18 protein-coding genes are annotated in these 22,446 nt (G+C 62.9%); 9 read left to right on the top strand and 9 right to left on the bottom strand.

Annotation, left to right across the window (positions count from 1 at the left end):
* The first annotated feature begins 85 nt into the window (after positions 1-85).
* A complete protein-coding gene (locus M2337_RS06330; protein WP_264572127.1) occupies positions 86-1,318 on the top strand; it encodes a serine hydrolase domain-containing protein in 1,233 nt (410 codons plus the stop codon).
* A 108-nt stretch (positions 1,319-1,426) separates the two neighbouring features.
* On the opposite strand, the gene M2337_RS06325 is transcribed toward M2337_RS06330, so the two are convergent.
* Complete coding sequence (locus M2337_RS06325; RefSeq protein WP_264572126.1) at positions 1,427-2,122, bottom strand: hypothetical protein; 696 nt, start codon at positions 2,120-2,122, stop codon at positions 1,427-1,429.
* A 95-nt stretch (positions 2,123-2,217) separates the two neighbouring features.
* On the bottom strand, positions 2,218-3,546 hold the full coding sequence (locus tag M2337_RS06320) for a S8 family serine peptidase (protein WP_264572125.1): 1,329 nt from the start codon (positions 3,544-3,546) through the stop codon (positions 2,218-2,220).
* A 115-nt stretch (positions 3,547-3,661) separates the two neighbouring features.
* On the opposite strand from M2337_RS06320, the gene M2337_RS06315 reads away from it, so the two are divergent.
* Together M2337_RS06315 and M2337_RS06310 are read left to right on the top strand one after the other, a co-directional pair.
* Positions 3,662-4,120, top strand: a complete 459-nt coding sequence (locus tag M2337_RS06315) for an RNA polymerase sigma factor (protein ID WP_264572366.1) — start codon at positions 3,662-3,664, stop codon at positions 4,118-4,120.
* 28 nt (positions 4,121-4,148) lie between these two features.
* Positions 4,149-4,859 carry an anti-sigma factor family protein gene (locus tag M2337_RS06310; RefSeq protein ID WP_264572124.1) on the top strand — a complete coding sequence of 237 codons (711 nt, stop codon included), beginning with the start codon at positions 4,149-4,151 and terminating at the stop codon, positions 4,857-4,859.
* A gap of 164 nt (positions 4,860-5,023) precedes the next feature.
* On the opposite strand, the gene M2337_RS06305 is transcribed toward M2337_RS06310, so the two are convergent.
* Positions 5,024-6,160, bottom strand: a complete 1,137-nt coding sequence (locus tag M2337_RS06305) for an LLM class flavin-dependent oxidoreductase (protein ID WP_181558785.1) — start codon at positions 6,158-6,160, stop codon at positions 5,024-5,026.
* A 412-nt stretch (positions 6,161-6,572) separates the two neighbouring features.
* Here M2337_RS06305 and M2337_RS06300 point away from each other — a divergent pair, with 412 nt between their 5' ends.
* Positions 6,573-9,425: a TonB-dependent receptor domain-containing protein gene (locus M2337_RS06300; RefSeq protein WP_264572123.1), complete on the top strand. Its 2,853-nt coding sequence runs from the start codon at positions 6,573-6,575 to the stop codon at positions 9,423-9,425.
* A gap of 177 nt (positions 9,426-9,602) precedes the next feature.
* Here the strand turns inward: M2337_RS06300 and M2337_RS06295 are convergent, their stop codons facing one another.
* Genes M2337_RS06295 through M2337_RS06285 form a run of 3 tightly spaced genes read right to left on the bottom strand, consistent with a single transcriptional unit; the run spans position 9,603 to position 12,550 of the window.
* On the bottom strand, positions 9,603-10,109 hold the full coding sequence (locus M2337_RS06295) for a flavin reductase family protein (RefSeq protein ID WP_264572122.1): 507 nt from the start codon (positions 10,107-10,109) through the stop codon (positions 9,603-9,605).
* 13 nt (positions 10,110-10,122) lie between these two features.
* Positions 10,123-10,791 carry a 3,4-dihydroxy-2-butanone-4-phosphate synthase gene (gene ribB / locus M2337_RS06290; protein ID WP_181558782.1) on the bottom strand — a complete coding sequence of 223 codons (669 nt, stop codon included), beginning with the start codon at positions 10,789-10,791 and terminating at the stop codon, positions 10,123-10,125.
* The gene (locus tag M2337_RS06285; RefSeq protein WP_264572121.1) at positions 10,784-12,550 is read right to left on the bottom strand and encodes a CocE/NonD family hydrolase; all 1,767 of its coding nucleotides are present in this window, start codon (positions 12,548-12,550) and stop codon (positions 10,784-10,786) included. The genes ribB and M2337_RS06285 overlap by 8 nt, the downstream gene beginning before the upstream one ends.
* Positions 12,551-12,606: 56 nt before the next feature.
* On the opposite strand from M2337_RS06285, the gene M2337_RS06280 reads away from it, so the two are divergent.
* The 3 genes from M2337_RS06280 to M2337_RS06270 all read left to right on the top strand — a co-directional run bounded on the left by M2337_RS06280 (position 12,607) and on the right by M2337_RS06270 (position 15,400).
* Positions 12,607-13,455: a TetR/AcrR family transcriptional regulator gene (locus tag M2337_RS06280; RefSeq protein WP_264572120.1), complete on the top strand. Its 849-nt coding sequence runs from the start codon at positions 12,607-12,609 to the stop codon at positions 13,453-13,455.
* A 184-nt stretch (positions 13,456-13,639) separates the two neighbouring features.
* Positions 13,640-14,644 (top strand): Rieske 2Fe-2S domain-containing protein, encoded by a 1,005-nt coding sequence (locus M2337_RS06275; protein ID WP_264572119.1) that lies wholly within the window; start codon positions 13,640-13,642, stop codon positions 14,642-14,644.
* Positions 14,645-14,671: 27 nt separating this feature from the next.
* Entirely contained in the window at positions 14,672-15,400 is a 729-nt protein-coding gene (locus M2337_RS06270) for an SDR family oxidoreductase (protein WP_264572118.1), read from the top strand.
* 94 nt (positions 15,401-15,494) lie between these two features.
* On the opposite strand, the gene M2337_RS06265 is transcribed toward M2337_RS06270, so the two are convergent.
* The 3 genes from M2337_RS06265 to M2337_RS06255 form a co-directional block, all read right to left on the bottom strand.
* Positions 15,495-16,487 carry an amidohydrolase family protein gene (locus M2337_RS06265; RefSeq protein ID WP_264572117.1) on the bottom strand — a complete coding sequence of 331 codons (993 nt, stop codon included), beginning with the start codon at positions 16,485-16,487 and terminating at the stop codon, positions 15,495-15,497.
* Positions 16,484-17,833, bottom strand: a complete 1,350-nt coding sequence (locus tag M2337_RS06260) for an MFS transporter (protein WP_264572116.1) — start codon at positions 17,831-17,833, stop codon at positions 16,484-16,486. The genes M2337_RS06265 and M2337_RS06260 overlap by 4 nt, the downstream gene beginning before the upstream one ends.
* 90 nt (positions 17,834-17,923) lie before the next feature.
* On the bottom strand, positions 17,924-19,291 hold the full coding sequence (locus M2337_RS06255) for an alpha/beta hydrolase (RefSeq protein ID WP_264572115.1): 1,368 nt from the start codon (positions 19,289-19,291) through the stop codon (positions 17,924-17,926).
* Here M2337_RS06255 and M2337_RS06250 point away from each other — a divergent pair.
* Positions 19,244-21,571: an FdhF/YdeP family oxidoreductase gene (locus tag M2337_RS06250; protein WP_264572114.1), complete on the top strand. Its 2,328-nt coding sequence runs from the start codon at positions 19,244-19,246 to the stop codon at positions 21,569-21,571. The genes M2337_RS06255 and M2337_RS06250 overlap by 48 nt on opposite strands.
* Entirely contained in the window at positions 21,568-22,440 is an 873-nt protein-coding gene (locus tag M2337_RS06245) for a cytochrome ubiquinol oxidase subunit II (protein WP_264572113.1), read from the top strand. The genes M2337_RS06250 and M2337_RS06245 overlap by 4 nt, the downstream gene beginning before the upstream one ends.
* Positions 22,441-22,446 lie beyond the last annotated feature (6 nt).

The raw sequence follows: 22,446 nt of genomic DNA, 5'->3' as shown, positions 1-22,446 counted from the left end.
ACGGCGTGCCGCCTGTTCGTTTTTGCGATCTCTTGCCGTCCGCCCGCACCCGGATTACCCACAGCGCAGGAGAGGAGACATAATCATGAAAAATCTTGCTCGCCGGGTCGGCTTGGCCCTGGCTCCCATCGCCATCTGTGCCGCCCCTGCCCTCGCCCAGCAGGAACTGCCGCCCGTGCTCGCCAGCGGCGCGAAATCGGATGTCGCGCCCGCCGTGCAGATCCTGCGTTGGCACATGAATGATGCGGACGTCGCGTCCCTGACCTTCCGCAGCATGGACACGTTGTTCACCACGCGCTCAGCGCCGCGCTCCGGGCCGATCTGGCAACTCCCGCGCAACGACAAGCCGCTCGATTTCAGCTATGCCTATAAGGGCACGACCTACAAGGCCGACGATTTTCTGGAGCGCACCTACACCAATGCGCTGCTGGTGATGAAGGACGGAAAGATGGTCACGGAGATCTACCGCAACAACAGCAACGAACAGACGCGGTTCATGGGCTGGTCGATGACCAAGTCGCTGACCTCGATCCTCATCGGCAGCGCGCTGGCGGAGGGGCGGATCAAGTCGCTCGACGATCCCATCACCGCCTATCTGCCCGAGCTGAAAGGCTCGGGCTATGACGGCGTGTCGATCCGCCACATCCTGCAGATGCGCTCGGGCGTGGATTATGAGGAGCGCTACGACTTCGCCAATCCCGGCATCGCGGCGACCAATCACATCAATGCGCTGGTCAAGAATGTCTCGCGCTTTGCCGACATGGCGCGGCAGGTGAAGCGGCTGCACACGCCGGGCACTGTGTTCCAGTACAAGACCATCGACACTGCCGTGCTCGGCTGGCTGATCGAGCGGGTGAGCGGCGGCGACACCATTGCCGGCTATGCGACCAAGCATCTGTGGGAGCCGCTGGGCGCCGAGCGCGACGGCTTCTTCATCATGGATGGGCCGCCGGGCGTGGGCCGTGAGTTCAATGGCGCGGGCTACAATGCCACGCTGCGCGATTGGGCACGCGTGGGGCAGATGATGCTTGATGGCGGCAAGGCCAATGGCAAGCAGATCGTCTCGGCCGCCTGGGTCGCGGAATCGACGCGGCCGACCGACCCCAAGGAAGCAGGGCCGATGGGCTATGGCTATCAGTGGTGGACGCTGGGCGGCGGCTCCTACTCCGCCATCGGCCTGCAGGGGCAATATGTGTTCGTCGATCCGGCGAGCCGCACCGTGGTGGTGAAGCTCAGCTACTTCCCGCCAGCCAATATGAGCGCCGACGAAGAGACGGCCGCATTCCTCAAGGCTGCAGCCGCCTGGACACCGCGCTGAGCGCCATCTCTTGAGCATGAGAAATGCCCCGGCCTCTCATCGAAGCCGGGGCATTCCGAACGGTCTGTCCCACACAGCGCCGTTCTACGGCGACGGTGCGAGGGAGGCTTACTCGTCGCCGGTGCTGGCAGACTGGCCGGCCGCGCCAGAACCCTGGACCGAGCCGCTCACGGTGCCGCTGGCATCCACCGAGCCGGCGGTATCGCGCACCTGTCCGGCCGCGTTACGAGCAGTGTTGGCCGTTCCACGAACGGTACCGCGCGCCGTTTGAGCCGCACCGCGGGCCGTGCCGCGCGCGGTCTCCACTGTGCCGCGAGCGGTGCCCCGCGCCGTCTCGGCCGTGCCCTGCACCGTGCCCCGCGCCGTGCCGACGACTTCGCCCGCCGTACTGCGGACCGCGTCGGTGCCAACGCCCTGCGCCGAGACACCGACGCTCTTGTCAATGCTCTGACTGGTGCCGAGCGCACCGCCACCGGTCACAGTGCCAGCCGGGCCAGTCGCGGACGTCGCCCCTTCAACGGTGCCGGCAACCGTGCCGGCCAGACCCGCACTGGCGCTGGCCGAACCCGAGCGCGTATCGACCGAGCGGCTGGTGTCGGCCCGGCCCGAGCCGGACAGGGTGCCAGTGACGCTCTGCGAGGCAGAGCCGACCGTGCCGAGCGTACCGCCAAGATTGCCGGCACCGCCCAGCGTGCCACCAAGCGTGCCGCCCAGCGACCCGCCGGCATTACCAAGGAGCTGCGCCTGCGCGGGCATCGCGAAAATGGCGGCAGCGGCGAACGTGGTGATCAAAATCCGGTTCATATGACATCTCCTTCAAGATGCGGGCCTCTCTTCTGGCCCGTCGGAAGGAGAACGATGGCCGGATGGGACTTCATCCCGACCCGCCGGAAAAATTTTTACCGCGCGGTCGCGGACACCGTGCGACAGGCTTTGCAGACGATGCCGCGCCCGACATTGCCCTTGCCCTTCACCGCTTCGCTGGCGACCGTGGTGACGCGGCGCGCAGGTGCGCCCTGCGCGGCGGCCAGTCGTGCCGCAACGAGCGGCGCGGCAAAGGATGTGCCGCGCACCTTGCCATAGCCCTTGCCGGGCAGCGCAGCGACCATGTCAGCGCCGGGTGCGGCAAAATCCAGATGCTTGGCACGCCCCGCCTCGAGCAGCGCACGGTCCCGGCCATCGACCCCAGTGACGGCGATCACGCCGGGATAGGAGGCCGGATACATGGGCGGCGCGGCAGGCCCGTCATTGCCCACCGCCGCAACGACGATCACGCCGCGCTGCTGCGCCAGCGCCACGGCGCGGGCCAGCAACTGATTGGGCGGGCCAACCAGCGAAACAGTGATGACCGGCGCGCCACTCTTGACCAGCCAGCCCAGCGCCTGCGCGATCAGTTCAGCCGATCCGGCAGCGGGATTGCCGCCATAGACATCCGCGGCCAGCAATACCCGCCCCGTGGCTGCCCCTTTGAAGGCACCATCCCGCCCGATCAGCAGCGAGGCGATGGCCGTGCCGTGGCCGCTGCCCTTGGGCGCGCCAGCAGCGAAGCCGCGCTGGCGGATCGATGCCCTAGCCAGCGCCGGATGGGTCGCAATGCCCCCGTCGATCATGCCGATGGGCGCATCGCTGGTGGCCCCGCTCTCGCCAGCCGCTGCTGCGCCGTCCGCGCCGCCCAGCGCCCCGCCGGCTGGCTCGAAGACATGGTTGAGATCGAACACCCCCTCCGGCGCGAGCTTGCGGGCGCGCTCCAGCGCCTTGCGCGCCGTCTCGCCGCGCGGCACGCCGAGCACATGGGTCGGCAGACCCAGTTCCTCCACCGCCTCCGTCCGCAATGTCTCGAAACCCGCCGCCTTGAGGCGCGCGAGCAGATCCGGGGACGCATCAAGCGCGATGATCTCTCCCCGCCGCACCGGCTGGCCGTCGGCATCCGCCTCCAGCACATCGCGGTTGGCGCGGATCAGCGCATCCAGCCGGGCGCGGCGCAAATCGCGCAAGGACACCCGGTCCAGCGTATCGGCCGCACGGATGCTGAGCGTATCCACCGCGCCGCCGATGGTCGCCGGCGCATCACGCAAGAGCGGATCGACCACGCCGCCGGCAATCTGGCCAGGAAGTTGACTGGGAAGTTGGCTGGGAAGCTGACCAAGATTGCCCGGCAGAAGCTGCGCCTGCGCACTTGCGCCGAGCAGAGCGGCGATCAGGAGAATTGCGGTTGATTGTCGCGCCATGGTCGGTCCTTATCATTTTTTCTCAAGCTTTGGATGAAACGCTCGTGCCGCGTCGTTTCATCCACAAGAGCTGAAAGGAATTGGCTTGGACGGGTTCGAGGAAGGCCTCACTGCCATGTTGCCGCGCCTGCGCCGGTTCGCACATGGGCTGTCGCACAGCGCCGCCGACGCGGACGATCTTGCGCAGATCGCCGTGGAGCGCGCCTTGCGGTCCCGTAGCCAGTGGCAGGCCGGCACACGCCTCGATTCCTGGCTCTACCGGATCACGCGCAACGCCTGGATCGATACGGCGCGCGCACGAAATCGGGAGGCCGCGCGCCTGCTGCCGGAAGAAGCCGGCGAGCAGGTGGGCGAAGACCCCCGGCCCGGCCTCGAAGCCCGGCTGGACCTCGACCGGATGATGGCAGCCATGACCCGGCTGCCGGACGACCAGCGCGAGGCTGTCGCGCTCGTGCTGATCGAAGGCTGCGGCTATCGGGAGGCCGCGGAGATATTGGAGATACCCGTCGGCACGCTGTCGAGCCGGCTGGTGCGTGGACGCAATGCGCTGCTGGCGCTTGTGGGCGAAGGATGAGCAGATGACGGACCCAAGGATCGGCCCCATGATCGATGACGAAACGCTCTATGCCTGGCTCGATGGCGAACTGCCCGAGGATGAGGCCAAGCGCGTCGCCGCACTCGTCGCCGCCAATCCCGCGCTGGGCGAGAAGCTGGAAGCGCAGCGCCGGTTGCAGGCGGGCCTGCGCGCAGCGTTCGATCCAGTCGCCGCTGCCCCGGTGCCGGCCGGCATGGCCGCAATCGCAACGAGCGATGGGGCCGTGCAAGGCTTGGCCGAAGCGCGCGCCCGGCGCACAAGCCGTGCGGGCTTTGGCCTGCCGCAATGGGCGGCCGTCGCGGCGGCGCTGGTGGCGGGGTTCGTCGGGGCACAGATGCTGCCAAAGGACGGCGCCACCGCTCAGGACGGGCTGGTCGCAAGCGCAGAGCTGACGCAGGCGCTCGACACCCAGCTTGCCAGCGCCGGGGATGCCGACGGCGCCGCCGCGCCGGTCAGGGTGCGCCTCACCTTCAAGGATGGCAAAGGCGACATTTGCCGCAGCTTCGATACCGCCAGTACCGCCGGCGTCGCCTGCCGGGAGCAGGACGGCTGGGCCGTCCGCGCGCTGGTCAGCCATCCCCGCCAGACCGAGGGAAGCTATCGCATGGCGACCAGTGGCGATGCCGCCATCATGGCCTATGTGGACGCCCAGATCAGCGGCGATCCGCTGGATGCGACGGCCGAAAAGCAGGCCATGGCGAAAGGGTGGAAGAAGTAATGCTGCAGCGCAGGCCGGTGGATAAAAAAGGTGGTCTTGCTGCGCCAATCGGCCCGAGTTGCCACCCTTGATAGCCCGACTCTGGGGCGGCGCCGTCCCAGTTTACCTGGGACGCACACCTCTCACCGACCGGCCCACCCCGCGAGTTGCCCCATATTGCCGGCTCAGCTTTTCCCGCCCTCCGAAACAGCCTTGGCAATAGCGGCCTGATTGGCACCGCTGAATTCATCGCGTCGCTCGTGGACCCAGTTGAAGGACCGTTCCCGTTGGGCATTGGCCCGGTTAAACCGCGGCATGACGTAGCGCATCATGAGCTCATAGGACCGCTTGGTCGCTTCGAAATCCATCCAGTTGGTCCCGGTCATCGTAATATAACCGAAGCCACCCGTCTTTTCCCACAGGGCCTCGAGATATTCGACGGCATCGTCTGGTGTGCCGATCAACCCGCCGCGCGCCGCGATGATGCGCTCCGGATCGGATCCGGCTTTGGCGCGCGTATCCGCATAGCTTTTCGGATTGAGCGCTTCGAGATAAGCCAGCCACGGCTCGAGCCCGAAACGCATGGCCGCAGCGGCATCCGCGCGGCTCTCGGCCAAGTGGAAGGAAACCACGACACGCAGATTATCGCGATTGAGTTGATTGCCGTGGGCGCTGCCGGCTTCTTCCGCCAGCTTCCATGCCGCGGCAACATCGCCGCCGCCATGAGTGAGGATGCCCAGACCGTATTTGCCTGCCAGGCGCGATCCGATCGGCGTCTTGGAGGTCACGACCGCCATTTCGGGACGACGGAAGCTATACGGCGCCATTTGGAGGCTCGCCTCCCGCAGCGAGAACCAGTCGCTATCGTGATCGACGACTTCGCCATCCAGCAACCGGACGATCACATCCAAGCCTTCGACCAGCCTCTCGCGCTGCTGCTCCGGCTTGATGTTCAACATGTGCGCATCGGACACCAGCATGCCGGGACCAAAGCCGAACATGGCCCGACCGCGTGTCTGATGATCGAGCTGCAGGATGCGATCCGCAATCATGTAGGGGTGATGATAGGGCACCGAGATCACCCCGGCGCCGAGCTTGATCCTCGAGGTCCGTTCCGCCGCAGCCGCGATGAACAGCTCCGGGGAGCCATATATTTGCATGCCACCGGAATGATGCTCGCCCATCCACAATTCGGCGAAACCGAGATGCTCCAGCCAGTCCACAAGCTCGAAATCCCGACGCATGCAGAGCGCTACGTCCTCATCGTTGCCGTGATGTGGGGGCAGGAATACGCCTGCACGAACGTTGCGCCTCTCATACATGGGTTTTCTCCCGCAAATCTTATCGTCACGGCCCGACTATCAACGCAATAATTAAAACACAATAGAAATTATTATTTCGCGAGACTCGCGAATGGTGATCGCTCAGACAGCGAGCGAACCGAGCGCGGGAAAAACGGCTCATCGCACGTGGAATACAGGCCTTAATATACCGTCTTTTCCGTGTCATATCCCGAGTGAAGGGAAGTTGGCAGATGACGCAAAAACGGCACCCTTCTCCAGCGCTCATAGCTTCACATCGGTTTTTATATATATCTATAAATAAGTTGTTTCGGCCCCAATGATCGGTTAGGAGGATGGCGTTTCTCGCCAAGCCCAACCAGGGCTGGACGACGTCAAGAGACCAAAAAACTCGGCGCGCCATATGCGGCCGAAGCTGACTGGAGGGAGGATTATGAAGACACTCGGGAAAGTTGCCGCTTTCACGCCACCGCGCGGAACATGGAAGGCAACCACCGCACTCGTGACCAGCATTTTCCTGAGCCTACCGAGCGCTGCGAATGCGTCGGAAGGTGGCCAGCCCGATAGCATGGCGGCTCTTCCTCAGGCCAGCACACAAGCCAGCGCGCCGGAAAGCGCCAATAGCACCGACATCATCGTAACCGGATCTCGCGCCGCCGCGGCCGGCTTTTCTGCACCATCGGCCGTGTCAGTCATCGGCGCCGATATCGTCGATCAGCAGTCGCCGATCAGCATTGCTGAAGTGCTGCAGCAGGAGCCGGCTTTCAAGGCCACGCGCTCGGTCGGCGGAAACGCGAACAACTTTGCGAGCCCGGGGCAGGCGACGGCGGATCTTCGGGGGCTTGGCGGGCAGCGGACCCTCGTGCTCGTCGATGGGTCACGGGTTGTGCCCCAGGCATCTTCGGTCACGACCGGATCACCCGTCGCGACGGACCTCAACGTCATTCCAACGAACATGATTGAAAGGGTCGAAGTCGTCACGGGCGGCGCGTCCGCACAATATGGATCGGATGCTGTTGCAGGCGTGGTCAACATTCTTCTCAAGAAGAAGATGACCGGCATCGAGCTGTCCGCCCAGACCGGCATTTCGCAGCAAGGCGACAATTTCCGCTACAAGCTCGGCGCCGTGGGAGGCTTGTCGTTCGGGGACGGCCGGGGGAACATCGTCGTGGCGGTCGAGAAAGCCCGCAGTGACGAGATTCAGGACATTTATCGCCGCGATTGGGGACGCCGCGAGGAGATGATCGTCACCAACAGAGCCTATCTGACCAATGGCTTGCCCGCCAATATCGTGGCCGACGGCGTGCGCAATTCCAACAGCATCGGCGGCCGCATCATCGGCCCTGCCAACTTCAGCCTGCGCAACTATACCTTCAATGATGATGGCACCATCCGGCCCTATCAGGTCGGCAGTGTCGATGATGGCACCAATCAGATTGGCGGCGAGGGTCTTAGCCGGTCCAAGGGGTCGAGCCTGATCCCCGGCATCGAGCGCTTTGTCGTTCACGCCCTAACCAGTTTCGAAGTCTCGCCTGCTCTTAATATCACCCTGTCCGGGGGCTATTCAGAGACGCTAGGCCTGTTCACCGGGGGCCTCCCGAACTTTGCGTCCTTTACGATCCGCAACGACAATGCCTTCCTGCCGCAGGCGGTCAAGAATGCCATGGCTGCGCAGGGGCTGACCAGCATAACCGTCGCCAAGGGTGTCTATGATGTCGGGAACATCAATTTCCGGGTAAAGAACAAGACGCCGCACGGCACGATTGGCGTCGAGGGCGACCTCGGCAACTCGTGGCACTATGATGCCCATTATTCCTATGGCGAAAACCAGTTCCGCAGCGACTTCAGCAATAATTTCTCACCCGCCTTCTGGAATCTGGCGGTGGATGCTGTCACGGCTCCAGGCGGCGGGATCGTCTGCCGGTCGACCCTCGCCGGGCAGCCTGCCAATCCCCTCGCCGCTGGCTGTGTTCCAGTCAACATCTTCGGGCCGAATGCCGTCAGCACCCAAACGCCGGCCGCGCTCGCTTATGTGAACCGCTCCGATTATCACGAGGTGATCTACAAGCAGCACGCCGCGAGCATCAACATGCGTGGCGAGCCGTTTTCCACCTGGGCTGCGCCCGTCGCGGTCGCCTTTGGTGGTGAGTATCGCCAGGAGTCGCAGGTTCTGACGGCCGGTCCGCTCGCGACAGCCGGTCGGTTTGCGATCGGCAATGTCGCGCCCTTCTCCGGCAAGTTCAATGTCAAGGAAGGCTATGTCGAGGCAATCGTGCCGCTCGCCAGGGACCTTTCTTTCGCGCGCAATCTCGATCTCAATGGCGCCATTCGCTACGCCGATTACAGCACGGCCGGGGGCCAGACGACCTGGAAGGTGGGTGGCGTATACGAGCCCATCCAGGGGCTGCGTTTTCGCGTGACACGCTCGAAGGACATCCGTGCAGCGGCGATCTACGAACTGTTCTCGCCCGGTTCTTTCGTGAACGTGCCTTTGACGGTGAACGGGGTGACGGCCGTCATTCCGCAGAACCGCACGGTGGGCAATCCCGATCTGAGGCCTGAGAAAGCCGACACGCTCACCCTAGGCGTCGTCGTGCAACCCTCGAGCCTGCCCGGGCTGCGCATGTCGCTCGACTATTATCTCATCGACCTCAAGGATGCGATCGACTCGATCACGGCCGCCAATATTGGCAATGCCTGCTCGGCGGGCGATGCCCAGGCGTGCAGCTACATCACCTTCAGCGGCGCAACGCCGACGCGCCTTGTCGCGCCTGTCCAGAATATTTCGCAGTTCAAGACGAGCGGACTGGACATGGCGCTCTCTTACCAGGCCAGTCTTGGCGGCGGCGTGTCCATGAGTACGCGGTTCACCGGAACCTACGCCTTGCGGTCCTACATCAATGGCATCGACCGGTCGGGCGAAAACGGGATGGGCAGCCTCGGCTCACAGCCACGCTTCCGGGGAAATCTCACGCAGACATTCAGCACCGATGCGGTCTCGCTGTCAGCGCAGCTCTTGTACATCAGCAAAGGCAAGAACGATAACCAGTTCGACACGATCCCTGCGTTGACCATCAATGAGAACGACATCCCGGCCGCCGCTTACGTCAATCTGTTCTCAACGATCCGCGTGGCGGGCAATTTCGAGCTGTCCGCCAGCGTCTCCAATCTCCTCGACAAGGATCCTCCATCCAGCCCCTATGCAACGCAGAGCCAGCCGGTGAATGGCCAGCTCTACGACAAAATCGGACGCGTGTTCGAGGTGGGCGCGAAGGTTCGCTTCTGATGATTGGGCGGGCCAGTGCGGCGAGCGCGCTGGCCCGTTCCACGGAAGTCTCTGCTGCTTCAAATGCCCTGACGAGGCAAACCGCTGGCCACCGCCATGGCGACCCGTTCCGTTGGCCGGTTCAGCGGTGCATGGACCCGCCTTTCCAGACCTCCTGCTCTCACGCGGTAAAAACGATCATCCGGCAGTGATAGGGGCGCCCAGGCTGACGTAGGAACCGTTCGCGTACACCAGCGGGCTGACCTCATCAGTGAGGAACACTTCCTCGACACGGCCGATCACAATGTGATGCGTCCCATAGTCCAGAGCCTGCTCGTAGCGACAGAAAAAGCTCGCCTGCGCATCTTCCAACCGGGGGCAGCCATCTGCAGCCGTGCCCCACTTGCCCGTGGCGAACCTCTCTTCCCCCCGCGCTTTGCCGGCGCAAGCTGCCGATATGTCGGCATGGTCGCTGTGCAGAATATTCACGCAGAAGTCGGCGCCTTCAGAGAGCGGCAGGTACAAGCTCGCCGAGCGATTGACGCAGATGAGCAGCGATGGGGGATCCATGCTGAGCTCGCTCACCGCGGTCGCGGCCATCGCGTAGCGCGCGCCATTATGGCGACAGGTGATCACGACGACGGCTTTGGCCAGACGCCGCAGCCCCTCGCGCAAGCTGATGGCCACGGGGGAGAGTTCGGTCATGTCATTTGCTCCGTCACGCTGCCTGACGCTCTGTCTGGCGGCGGTGGATGATAAGGTCTTCGATTGAGCCAATGCAGAGCCCGTGCCGATCGGCGAAGCGGATGAGGTCGGGCAGACGCGCCATTGTGCCATCATCGTTGAGGATCTCGCAGATCACGCCTGCGGGCTTCAGCCCGGCCAGCCTTGCCATGTCGACCGCTGCCTCTGTGTGACCAGGCCGCGTGAGGACGCCACCGGGCTGCGCGACGAGCGGAAAGATATGGCCTGGCGAGACGAGGTCGGGCGGCCCGCACTTGTCGTCGATCGCCACGGCGATGGTCCGCGCGCGGTCATGGGCCGAGATCCCGGTCGTCACGCCCTCGGCAGCTTCGATCGATACCGTGAAAGCCGTGCCGTGCGGCGCGTTGTTTGTTGCGACCATTGGCTGCAGATCCAGATCCTCCGCGCGAGCCGCAGTGAGGGCGAGGCAAATCAAACCGCGGCCATAACGGGCCATGAAGTTGATTTCCGCGGCCGTTGCAAATTCGGCTGCAATAACGAGATCACCTTCATTCTCTCGGTCTTCCGAATCCACGAGGATGATAGGCCTGCCCGCACGAAGCGCGCCAACCAACTCATGGATGGGCGAGAGCGGGGACAGCGGTCCGTCCACGACCGGACGTGGATATTCTGCCTCAAGCATCGCGCAGGGCCACGACCGGGATCAGCAGGTGGGAGTCATGCTCGCCCCCGGTGTGGATGTGGTGCATGCCTCGATTGACCGTGTCTTCGTGCCGCATGTAGAGCATCGGCTTGGGATACTGGTAAATGTCCCGCCCCTTGATCCTGATCCGCAGCACGTCGCCGGCCCTGAAGAGCGTGCCGGAGGGCAGGATCTCGATCTGCGCTTCGACAATCTCTCCCGGCGTGACCTTCCACTCGGAGGTGTTGGTGAGCACGGGTTGAAATTCGGTCGAGCGTTCGGCGTCCAATTCACGCCGCGAGAGGCGCAACCAGCCATAGGCGGCAGCGCCGTCCTCAAATACAGCCCAATGGATGAAGCCCACCTTCTCTCCATCTTCGACCTTTTCGACCGCGACAAATACGTCCATGTCATCGGCGTCTTCGGTGGAGACCATGAGCTTGAGCTTCATATGCCCGACGAGCGTGCAATCCTCCTCGAACCGATAGTCGAAGCTGGCCTCCGCCCCGTCATCGAGCGGATCATAGCTCTGGATCGCTTCGGCCGGCGCCGGCTGGTCGCTCATCTCTCCGGTCGCTGCGTCGAGATACAAGCGACGATATTGGGTGTTCTCCACGGGCCATTGCTCTGACTGCTTCATGATTGCCGAGCCAGCCCTGTCCCGCACGTGGAGTCTGACCGGCGGCCAGGTGCCCATGTCGTTCGATACGCCCTTCAGGACATGGTCGAAGAACGCTGTTTGGCGCGCGATGGACGCGGGTTCGTAATAATAGCCCCATTTCTTGCTACCATGAACCTCGAGCCACTTGCGCGAAGAGGCAATTTTCTTGAAGCCTTCGAGGGTGCCACGCGTATGCACGCCGTGGTCGCTCCAGCTCGCGACCACATAGGCCGGGACGTCGATCCGGCTAAAATCGGGCACCTTCGATTGCCAGTACTCGTCGAAGAACGGATGCTCGGCGGTCAACGCCCAGAGATCCTCCACCATGGTATCCGACGCGCCCCAACGCACCTGGATGTGCGGCCAGAAATGCGTCTCTGGGATGCCTCCGTGGCGCGCGATCTCGTTGAAGGTGTCCGACCAGCCCTCCCAAGGATTGATCGCCGCCAGATGGGGCGGGTTAAGTGCGGCCACGTTCCACTGCGACGAGGAGAGGTAGGATACGCCTGACAGGCCTACGCGCCCGTTGCTCCATGGCTGCGTGCCGGCCCATTCGATGAGATCATAATGAGCTTCGCCTTCCTTGCGCGAGAAATAGCTTGCTGTGGTTTCCGCATACCAAGTTCCGGGGATGTCGGCCGTAATCACCGCATAGCCCTGGCCGGTCCAGTAGACGGGATCCGGGGCCTCGAAAATGGTGAGGTCCGACTGCCACTTCGCCTTCACGCCGGATGTCGGATAGAGCGTCGCAAGCGGCGCCGGGTCGTGCTTGCCATAGGGGGTCCAGGCGACCAGAACAGGGATCGGGCCCGTCAGGTCCGCTGGCAGAAAGAGGTCGATCCAGAGCGGCTTGCCTTCCCGGGTCGGCACCGCAATGTCCCGCTCGATGCGGATGCGATCGCGGAAGGAAAGCTCGTGCTGGCGGGGGCGCCCTCCACGAAATTGCGGTGTATTGGGCGGCCGCCTCAGTCTTTCCCGATAATCGCCCATCCTCTCGCTCTCCACTGACCAATTGGCATGCGCCTCATAACCGGGGCTGGGATTAATTTCAATACGATTAGAATTTATTCCGAACGTGATGTAGGCCGCCGTTCCCATCCTGCCGGCCTTTCGCGTAAACTGCGCGTCCGTAGAAAATGACAAGGGGACCGGCTATGGCTATGAACGCCCCGTATCGCGGGATGTCTGCCGGACTCACTGGTTGGTGTGTAAGCGGATCATGCGCAGGCAGAGTTTTCAAGGTGTCGGATAAATCCGATGCCCTTTCCAGGGTGGTTAAGATGGGCCGGAAGAAGGCGGAGAGCCAAAACAGCAGCGAGGGTGCCGAAGCGAAGGGCGCGCGACCGGCCAAAAAGCGCTCGATCGGCCGTCCATCCGGGCAGCGTGGTATCGGCAAGAAGCTGTTGATCGACAAGACTGTCGAACTCCTGCGCCATGTGCCGCCCGAAAAGCTGTCCCTGTCCATGGCGGCCCGCAATGCGGGGGTGCACCTCACCCTCTTCAAATATTATTTCACAGACCGAACCCGCCTGCTGGTCGACGTCGCGCGAACCCTGGCCGTCTCTTTGGGCGACGGCCTCGCCCAAACCGAAGCGGGATCCCTGCCGGCCGTCGAGCGGATAAAAATCAGAATCGACACGATGGTCGACTTCTTTTTCGTCAATCCTTTCTATCACCGGCTCATGACCGAGATTATCGCCGACGAGACCGATCCGCTCGCGGCTGAGCTGATCGCTTTGTGGGTGGGGAAGACGCTCGATATCTATCGCGACATTATCGACAAGGGCGTGGCGGAAGGGTCGTTGCGGAAGGTCGATCCCTACTTCACATTTTTCGCGATCATGGGGCTGTGCGAGCAATATCAGCACGCATCCCGCTTCGTCGAGCAAGGCAATTTGGCAGCAGGCGGCGCCCCTCATTCCGACGTGGCGGCAGAATATAAGGCCTTCGTCTATCAGCTCATGCTGAGTGGAATTGCGCTCGAGCCCGCCCGCACGGGCTGAGCCTCACGGCAGCATTACTTCATCGGTGTTCGACGACGTTCCACCAGTGGGAGCGAGCGATGCCGCTCGTCCTGAACATGAACATCCGCGCGACGACCGGGGCGGTACATATTTATAGCATCCTATAAAAAACTTTTCTTCTCATTTTGCGCGTGATAGGGAGCCCAAAACCAGGAGAATTGTGATGTCTGTTACGACGGTCGATGAGCAAGTGAACGCCTCACGCCAGCGCCCTTTTGCCGGCCAGGAATATGGCCGGGTCCCTGACGGCACCTATCTCAAGAACTGGAATCCGATCATGCTGGCCTCGGAGCTGGTGCAGGGAAAGATCGTCGGGAAGGATTTTCTCGGGACGCGCATCATCGTTTACCGCAACGAGCAGGGTGAGCCTGTGGTGCAGAGCGCCTACTGCCCCCATGTCGGCGCCGACCTGTCCGGCGGCGAAATTGTCGATGGCAAGGTGCGCTGCCCCTATCATCACTGGAAGTTCGCTGCCGATGGCCGCTGCGCTGAAATTCCAGGCGAGACGATTATTCCCGGCGCCGCGAGAATCTACAATTATCCCGCTGCCGAGCGCTGGGGCATGATCTGGGCATTCAACGGAGAAGAGCCGCTCTATCCCCTTCCCGAGATGCCGAACCTTAAGGAAGACGAACTGGTCTACCGCGCGTTTCACCGAGGGCAGCGAGAGATCGAAGGGTGGATTGGCTCTTCGAATCTGGTGGACTTCCAGCATCTGTCCACCGTGCACGGCATCCCCGACCCAAACCCGGTGAGCGTGGTGTTCGAGGACTATCTCATTACCGTCCGGCAGGAATCCGTGACGCGCATCGCCGACACGCAGCTATGGGGCGCAACCTGGCTTACCGCGCATATGCAGTTTCCCAATGGCAGCGAGCGCTTGTTCATGGCAGGGAGTTCGCAGGTTGCGCCCGGCTGGTCCGACGCCTTCTTCGTCGTCGCCATGCGTCGGTCCGATGCGGAGAAGATGGGCGACCAGGCCGCGCAGGAAGAGTTGGATAACCGCATCGCCTATATGCACAAGCTATATGCGGAGGATGAGCCGATCCTCTTCAAGCTCCGTTTCCGGGGCTATGGCAAAAGCGCGCTCCTGAGGGCCGACAAATATTTCGGCCAGTTTCTCCAGTATCTCGAGAAATATCCCCGCTCCGCACCCTTCGACGTCTGAGGACCGATCCGTAAAAAGGGATGAGGAATGACTGAGGCTGGACGGGTTGCGCTTGTGACCGGGGCAACCCGGGGCATCGGGTTCGAGATTGCCAGAGGCCTGGCAGAGCACGGCATGCGGGTGGTGATCGGCGCCCGCGACCCTGCCAGTGGGCAGACGGCTGCTAAGGCTCTGGGCGATCAGGGCCTGGATGCCGATTATGTCATTATCGACGTGACAGATCGCGCATCGGTTGAGGCTGCAGCCGCTGCGCTAACAGAGCGCTTTGGCCGGCTCGATGTCCTGGTCAACAATGCCGGCATTTCCCTGGACAAGCAGAGTCTGCCGAGCACCGCAGATCTCGACGAAATGCGCAAGGTCTACGAAACCAACGTCTTCGGCGTGGTGGCGGTCATCCAGGCGATGCTTCCGCTTCTTCGCCAATCGGATCGTGGCCGCATCGTCAACATGTCGACGGGCCTCGGTTCCTTGGCGCTGACCCGTGGGCCGGATGGGCCAATGGCGTTCAGTCGCCTCCTCGCCTACAACAGCTCCAAGACGGCGCTCAATGCCGTGACCGTGCAATTCGCGAACGAACTTGCCGGGACGCCGATCAAGATCAACGCGGCCAATCCGGGCCTTTGCGCCACAGAGCTTTCTGGCGGCAAAGGCCAATCGCCGGTGGCGGGGGCGAAAGTCGCCATCTCGCTTGCTCTCCTGGCCGCAGACGGGCCGACCGGCGGTCTTTTTGGTGAGGGTGGTCCAGTGCCATGGTAATGGCGCGCTTCCCCTCTCCGCGAAGACGCGAAGTGCTGCACCCGTTGACCCTCAGTACGCCGGGTCGCATCGCGCATAAGAATGGCAGTGAGGCCTAAATCCGGAAGACGCGCCGCGCGGTTTCGCCAAGCACTGCCGCTCGCTCCGCCGCGTTGAGAAGGCGCGTCGCATCGATCCCATCCGCAACAATGCCGGCATAAGGCCTCGTGGTGTTTCCGTAATCGGACCCCCACATGAGGCGCGATGCCCCGAACACGTCTACTGCGGTACGAAGGAAATTCGCCGTGTCGATGCCTGCGCCCGCAAGCGCGTCGACATTCAGACTGGTCCACTTGAAGGCAATCGTCTCGTGATCCTTCAGGGCCATGTGGGCAGGAAGCAGACCGTCCTGGCTGCCTGTGCCTCCAGTCCAACCCAAATGTTCGAGGACGACCTGACAATCCGGGTAGCGGTCGGCCAGCTCGCGCACCGTCCGGAGGGCCGCCGACCGTGGGTCCATCCGCAGGTAGGTGATGCAGAGCGGGAGCTTTTCAGCCTGTGCCATCTGCCACAATGCCTGCGCGCCCGGTGACTTCAGCCAGGGCAGATCCCCGTCCCCATCGACAAAGCCGGTCAGGCGAATAGCCGAAACGCGCTTCGTCGGCAGGAGCGCCTGAAGCACGCTGCGACTTTGCACCTGCGCAGGATTGAGGATGATCTCCGTGCGGATGCGGTCCCAATGGGCCTGCGCGACGTCGAGAAGATAGGTGTTATCGGTCTTGTAGGCGCCGCTATACTGCACCCCGATGCCGGCCCTGATGCCCATCTTTTCCCAGAGGGGGAGCATCTTCTCCGGCGTGACAGGCGCATTGAGGACGCGTGCGCGCATCACCTCTTCCGGCTCACGGGCGTTGCGCATGTCGACCGGATAGTGCGCAAAGTCAGCGGAGAAAAAGTGGATATGGGCATCGATCATGCCCGCCGTTGCATCGGGCTGCGATGGCTGCAGCCGCGTTCGTGCCAGCGCCGGCCCTGCGACGAGGAGCGGCGGAACGGCTCCCAGCAGCGCCCTGCGCGAGAGGACGGCGGAGCGACCGGGGGCGCTCATCGCACGCCCTTTGCAGTACGAGCCGACAACGCCGGCCCCGACACGATGACGTGGAAAAGGATCATGGCAATGGCCGTGAGCAGAAGCGGCGAGGCGACGATCATATAGATCCACAAGCCTGGGACCTGTGCAGCAAGCATCACGCCGCCAACGGCCGGACCGATCATGGAGGTTACCCGCCCGATCCCCCCGGCCCACCCGATACCCGTCGACCGCATGGAGGTGGGATAGCTTGAGGCAACAAGGGAATTCAGGCCCGCCTGGACGGCGATGACGAAGAAGCCATAAGCGAAACCCAGGAACCAGCCCAGCGCATGAAAGCTGCTCACGAAGTAGAAGCAGGTCATTGCGGCAAATCCCAGCAGCGACATGAGCGCCAGTGACGGAGCAAGACCAAGGCGCTGCATGAGCAGGGTCAGCAGAATCGGCCCAGCGATAGCGCCGAACGCAGACACCGACGACATCCGCGCGGCGGCCCCTGTATCAACGCCTCCAAGAAGATGAAGGAAGCTCGGGAGCCAAGAGGTCAGTGTTGCCACCACGCACAGCGTGCTCCCCATGGCTACCCAGAGGAGCAACGTCATGGGTGTGCGACCGCTTCTGAACAGGCCGATCACCGGCGAGCCCTCATTACGCTCCTCGTTGGACACGAAGATGGTGTCAGGCGCGAGTTGCAGGTCGGGGGCGATTTTTTCGAGGATCTGGGCAACGCGCGGATCCCGGGGATTGCGCGTCATCAAATACCGGCAGCTCTCCGGCAAACGAACGTAAAGGTAGGGCACCAGCAAGAGAAGTGCGATACCCCCGCCCCATAAGGCGGACTGCCATGAGTGAAAATGAACGAAACTTGGGCCGACAAGCCCGGCCACAGACGCGCCCAGGCCGTGGCCGATGTAAAGCCAGGTGAGCAACTTGCCGCGCCGGTTCTCCGGCATGAACTCGGTCGCCAGCGCGACAATATTCGGCATCGTTCCGCCCATGGCTGCGAAGGCGAGAAAGCGCACAAGGGTGAACATTTCAAGCGTCTGGACAGCGGTCGACAGGAGCGTCAGCAGCCCGAAGAAAGTGGCACCGACCAGGATGATATTCCGGCGGCCGATGCGATCGGCCAGGACAGGGATGGTGTAGAAGCCCAAGGCCATACCGGCTGCCTGCGCCGAGAACACATAGGCCATGGACGGAATGGGTATATCGAGGTCGCGGGCGATGACGGCCGCGAGGTTCGCAACGATATAGGCGTCATATCCTTCCAGGGCCATGAGGATGCCGCACAGGAGATAGATGGTCCAGCGGTAGCGACCCATCGTTGGGCGCTCGAGAATGGTATCAATCGACTGAACAGCCATGCAGATCCCCTCCGGCGCTCCACATATCGCAGAGCGCTCGCCAATCAGCTAACATTACAAATCGACACGGGCAATATATTCTATATAAATTTAATTATTTGGTCGTTTGTACGGCACTTCGCCCGCTGGCGCCGCGAGCTTGTGCTTCGCCAGGAAATTTTGAAGCAAATCTGCCACGGCGACATTATTGAGATCGGCAAAGGGGAGGTGCGTGTTGCCCTTGAGGCCCGCATTGGCAAGCTCGAGAATTTCCGCCTTGCCCCCATATTGATTGATGAGCTTTACGAACCGCCGGTTCAGCGGCAGCGCGAGTTGCGGACCGCGCGGTTGCGACAGATTGTCTCCCCAGACAAATTGCATGGGGAGCTTTGCCAGTTTCTTGAATGTCTCGAGCGGCACGTAGACCGGGCCGTAGGGGCCTGGGGGCGAACCGTCATTCTCGCTCTCCGGTAGAACGAAGCCGACATTTTCATAGGCGACAATCGCCTTCACGCGGTCGCTCTCAATCGCCGTGAGGAGAGACCGGAGGCCGCCCGCCGAATTCGTGACCATGACCACCGGACCGGTCCGCTCCAGTGCGGCGGCTGCGGCATGCGCCTGCAAGGCGACGTTCTCCATCGTGTCATATTCGGCATAACGGGCCCGGCTAGCCTGCTCCCACGCGCGGGCGTCCGCGGTCGGAAACTGCACCCCGGGGTGCCACTTCATATAGCTTGGGCCGAACCGCCAGGCCGTGAAGGTCTCCTGGTCAGATCCCAAGCGCGGGGCTGACTCCACGGTTTCACAGGGCAGATTCGCGCGGCCGACGCGGGGGCCATCCCAGAGATAGACCGGGAAATGTCGTCGCAGAAAGATGCTGTCGAAACCTTCACCGCCGTCCCACCGGTTTTTCCAGGCGGCGACGCTGGAGCTATGCCAAAAGAAGAGGCCAGTAGGGCCCGCATTCGCCGGGATTTGGTACTCCACATAGCCGTGATCACAGACAGTGGACTTGACGACTGGGTCCCCAACCCGTGTTCCTCCGGCTGCGAAGAAGCCTTGTCGCTCGATCATCAGCGGCGGCGGCCCCGCGTCCCTCGCGAGCGACGCGGATGGTCCCGTAATGACGAGCACCGCGACGAGGAGGCACCGCGCGACCTGACCGGGAAACATGTGATTGCGAGTCATCAACCTCTCCAAAGAATTGACACCTGAAAGGTGAGCTTCATGCTCCAGCACAGACGCCACTCTCTCAACCTTTATATTATAATACTCTATAAATAATGGCAAGCAAACCTGCTTGTGCGCTTTCAGCGCAGCAGCCGTGCCCCACACATCGCTGAATACGGCGCCCTCCCGACTTTCCCCGATCAGGTCGGATCGCTCGCCGGTCCGAAGCGTTATGCTGGAAATGGCACGGGAGCGGGCACGATGGCGCATGAAGATGACCCCACGACGCAGGATGAGGACACGGTCCATTACGGCGGCCCCTCCGGCGGCTTTGGTTCGCTGAGCGGCGTCGCGCGCATCTTCGGCAAGGAGTGGGCAACGCCCATGGCGCTGGAGACATTGCGGCGCCAGAACAAGCCCGGCGGCTTCATGTGCGTCTCCTGCGCCTGGACCAAGCCGGAGCATCCCCACCCTGCCGAATTCTGCGAAAATGGCGCCAAGGCGACGCTGTGGGAGCTGACCACGCGCAGCTGCACACCGGACTTCTTCGCCAAGCACACAGTAACCGAATTGCAGGCGTGGCAGGACTATGACCTCGAGCAGACCGGCCGGCTCACCCACCCTATGCGCTACAACCGGGCTAGCGTTCGCTATGTGCCGGTCAGCTGGGACGAGGCCTTCGCGGGCATCGGCGCTGAACTCAAGGCGCTCGATCCCAAGTCCACCGTCTTCTACGCCTCAGGCCGCGCCAGCCTGGAGACCTCTTATCTCTATGCCCTGTTCGCGCGGCTCTATGGCCACAACAATCTGCCCGACAGCTCCAACATGTGCCATGAGACGACCTCGGTCGGCCTGAAGAAGGTCACCGGATCGCCGGTCGGCACCTGTCAGCTCGAGGATTTCGACCATTGCGACGCGATCTTCTTCTTCGGCCAGAATACCGGCACCAACAGCCCGCGTTTTCTCCATACGCTCAAGTCTGCGGTGGAGCGCGGCTGCAAGATCGTGACCTTCAACCCCGTCCGCGAGAAGGGGTTGATCGAGTTCGTCGATCCGCAGAACCCCGTTCAGATGGTGACGCAGAAGCGGACCGAGATTTCCTGCCTCTATTATCAGGTGAAGCCGGGCGGAGACATCGCCGCGATCATGGGGATGATCAAGCATGTCATCGCGGAAGAAGACCGCCAATGGGCCGAGCAAAAGCAGCATTTGCTGGATACGGACTTCATCGCGCAGCACACGCATGGCTTCGAAGCCATGGTTGAGAAGGTGCGCGCGACCTCATGGGCTGAGATCGAACAGGAGTCCGGCCTCAGCCGCTCTCATCTCGAGACGGCCGGGCAGATCTATTGCGACGCCAAGAAAGTCATCGGCATTTATGGCATGGGCGTGACCCAGCATGTCCATGGTTCGCAGACCATCGGCATGCTGGTCAACCTGCTGCTGCTGCGCGGGCATATCGGCGTCGAAGGCGCAGGCATCTCGCCGGTTCGCGGCCATTCGAACGTCCAGGGCCAGCGGACCGTCGGCATTTCGGAGAAGCCCGAACTCGTGCCGCTGGACCGGCTGAAAGAGCTGTTCGACTTCGATCCGCCGACCGAGAAGGGCGTGAACACCGTCGAGGCCTGCGAGGGCATCATCGATGGCAGCATTCGCGCCTTCATCGGCCTGGGCGGCAATTTCGTCCGCGCCATCCCGGAGCGGGAGAAGATGGAGGCCGCGTGGACCAACATGCGGCTCACCGTCCAGATCGCCACCAAGCTCAATCGCAGTCATCTGATCAACGGCGAGGTCGCCTATCTCCTGCCCTGCCTCGGCCGATCGGAGGAGGACATGCAGGCCGGCGGACCGCAGACCGTGACGATGGAGGATTCCCTCTCGATGATCCACGGCTCGGTCGGCAAGCGCAAGCCGGCGAGCGAGCATCTTCTTTCCGAACTCGCCATCGTCGCCGGCATGGCCAAGGCGACGCTGCCTGCCCGGCCAGCCGTCAAATGGGATGACTGGGTCGGCCATTACGGCCAGGTGCGCGACCTCATCGAGGCGACCTATCCGGACAAATTCGCGGACTTCAACCAGCGCCTGTTCACGCCGGGCGGCTTCTTCAAGGGCAACAAGGCCCGCGAGCGCATCTGGCAGACCGAAAGCGGCAAGGCCGAGTTCACGACGCCGACGAGCCTCACCGCCATGGGCGTACCCGATAAGGCGGGCCGCTACCGCCTCATCACCATGCGTTCGAACGATCAGTTCAACACAACGATCTATGGCTTTTCGGATCGCCTGCGCGGGATCGAGGGCACGCGCGACGTGCTGCTGATGAGCCCACGCGACATTGAGGCAGCCGGCCTTGAGCCAGGGCAGGTCGTGGGCCTCGCCAGCGATGCGGACGATGGCGTGGACCGGCAGGTGGGCGGGCTCACCGTCACCCCCTTCGACCTGCCGGAGGGCTGCGTCGGCGCTTATTATCCGGAGATGAACCCGCTCATCCCGCTCTGGTATCATGACAAAGCCTCCAAGACGCCGGCCGCTAAGGGCGTGCCGGTGCGGATCGTGGCGCAGTCGGCCACCGGAGGGGGACAGGCGAGATGAAGCGCAGTGGCGAAGGCGCTCGGGCGGTTCGCCTGGGCGCCGCGCTGCTTGGCCTGCCGCTGCTGCTCGGCGGATGCGAGGCGCTGAAGCTCGGCGTGGTCAAACATGCCGGCCCTGTGGCGGCGGACCAGTGGCATCTTTTCCTCCAGCTCGCCCTCGTGCTCATCTTCGTAGCAGGGCCGGTTTTCATCCTCGTTCCCCTGTTCGCCTGGCACTATCGCCTCTCCAACCGGGATGACGCCTATCGGCCCAATTGGGGATTTTCCTGGCCGCTCGAGCTGCTCATCTGGATCCCGCCAACCGCCATCGTCATCGGGCTCGGCGTCCTCCTGTGGAATGCGACCCACCGGCTCGATCCCTACCGCCCGCTCGCCTCCAACCAGCCGCCCCTGGAGGTGCAGGTGGTGGCGCTCGACTGGAAATGGCTCTTCATCTACCCCAAGGAGGGCATTGCGACTATCAATCGTCTGGCCATCCCTGTGGGCCGGCCCGTCCATCTCAGCCTGACCAGCGGGACGGTCATGCAATCGCTACTGATCCCGCAGCTTGCCGGGCAAATCTATGCCATGGCCGGCATGCGCACGCAGTTGCACCTGGCCGCCAGTCGGGCCGGCGTCTTCCGCGGCCAGAACACGCAGTTTAATGGCAAGGGCTTTCAGAACCAGAAGTTCGACGTGCTGGCTCTGCCGCCGGCCGACTATCGCCGCTGGCTGGGGCAGGTGCGCGCCGTCCGCAGGCCGCTCGACGACAAGGCGCTGGCGGCGATCACCGCCCGCTCCATCGCCCCGCAACCCGCCCTGTTCTCATCCGTCCCGCCAGGCCTGTTCGAGCATATGATGATGGCGAGCACACAGGGGCAGGCCCATTGAGCGCGC

Source organism: Sphingobium sp. B2D3A, from assembly GCF_025961795.1.
Taxonomy (GTDB): domain Bacteria; phylum Pseudomonadota; class Alphaproteobacteria; order Sphingomonadales; family Sphingomonadaceae; genus Sphingobium.
The sequence above is the reverse complement of the archived record's forward strand: the minus strand, read 5'-3'. Positions and strand labels throughout refer to the sequence as shown.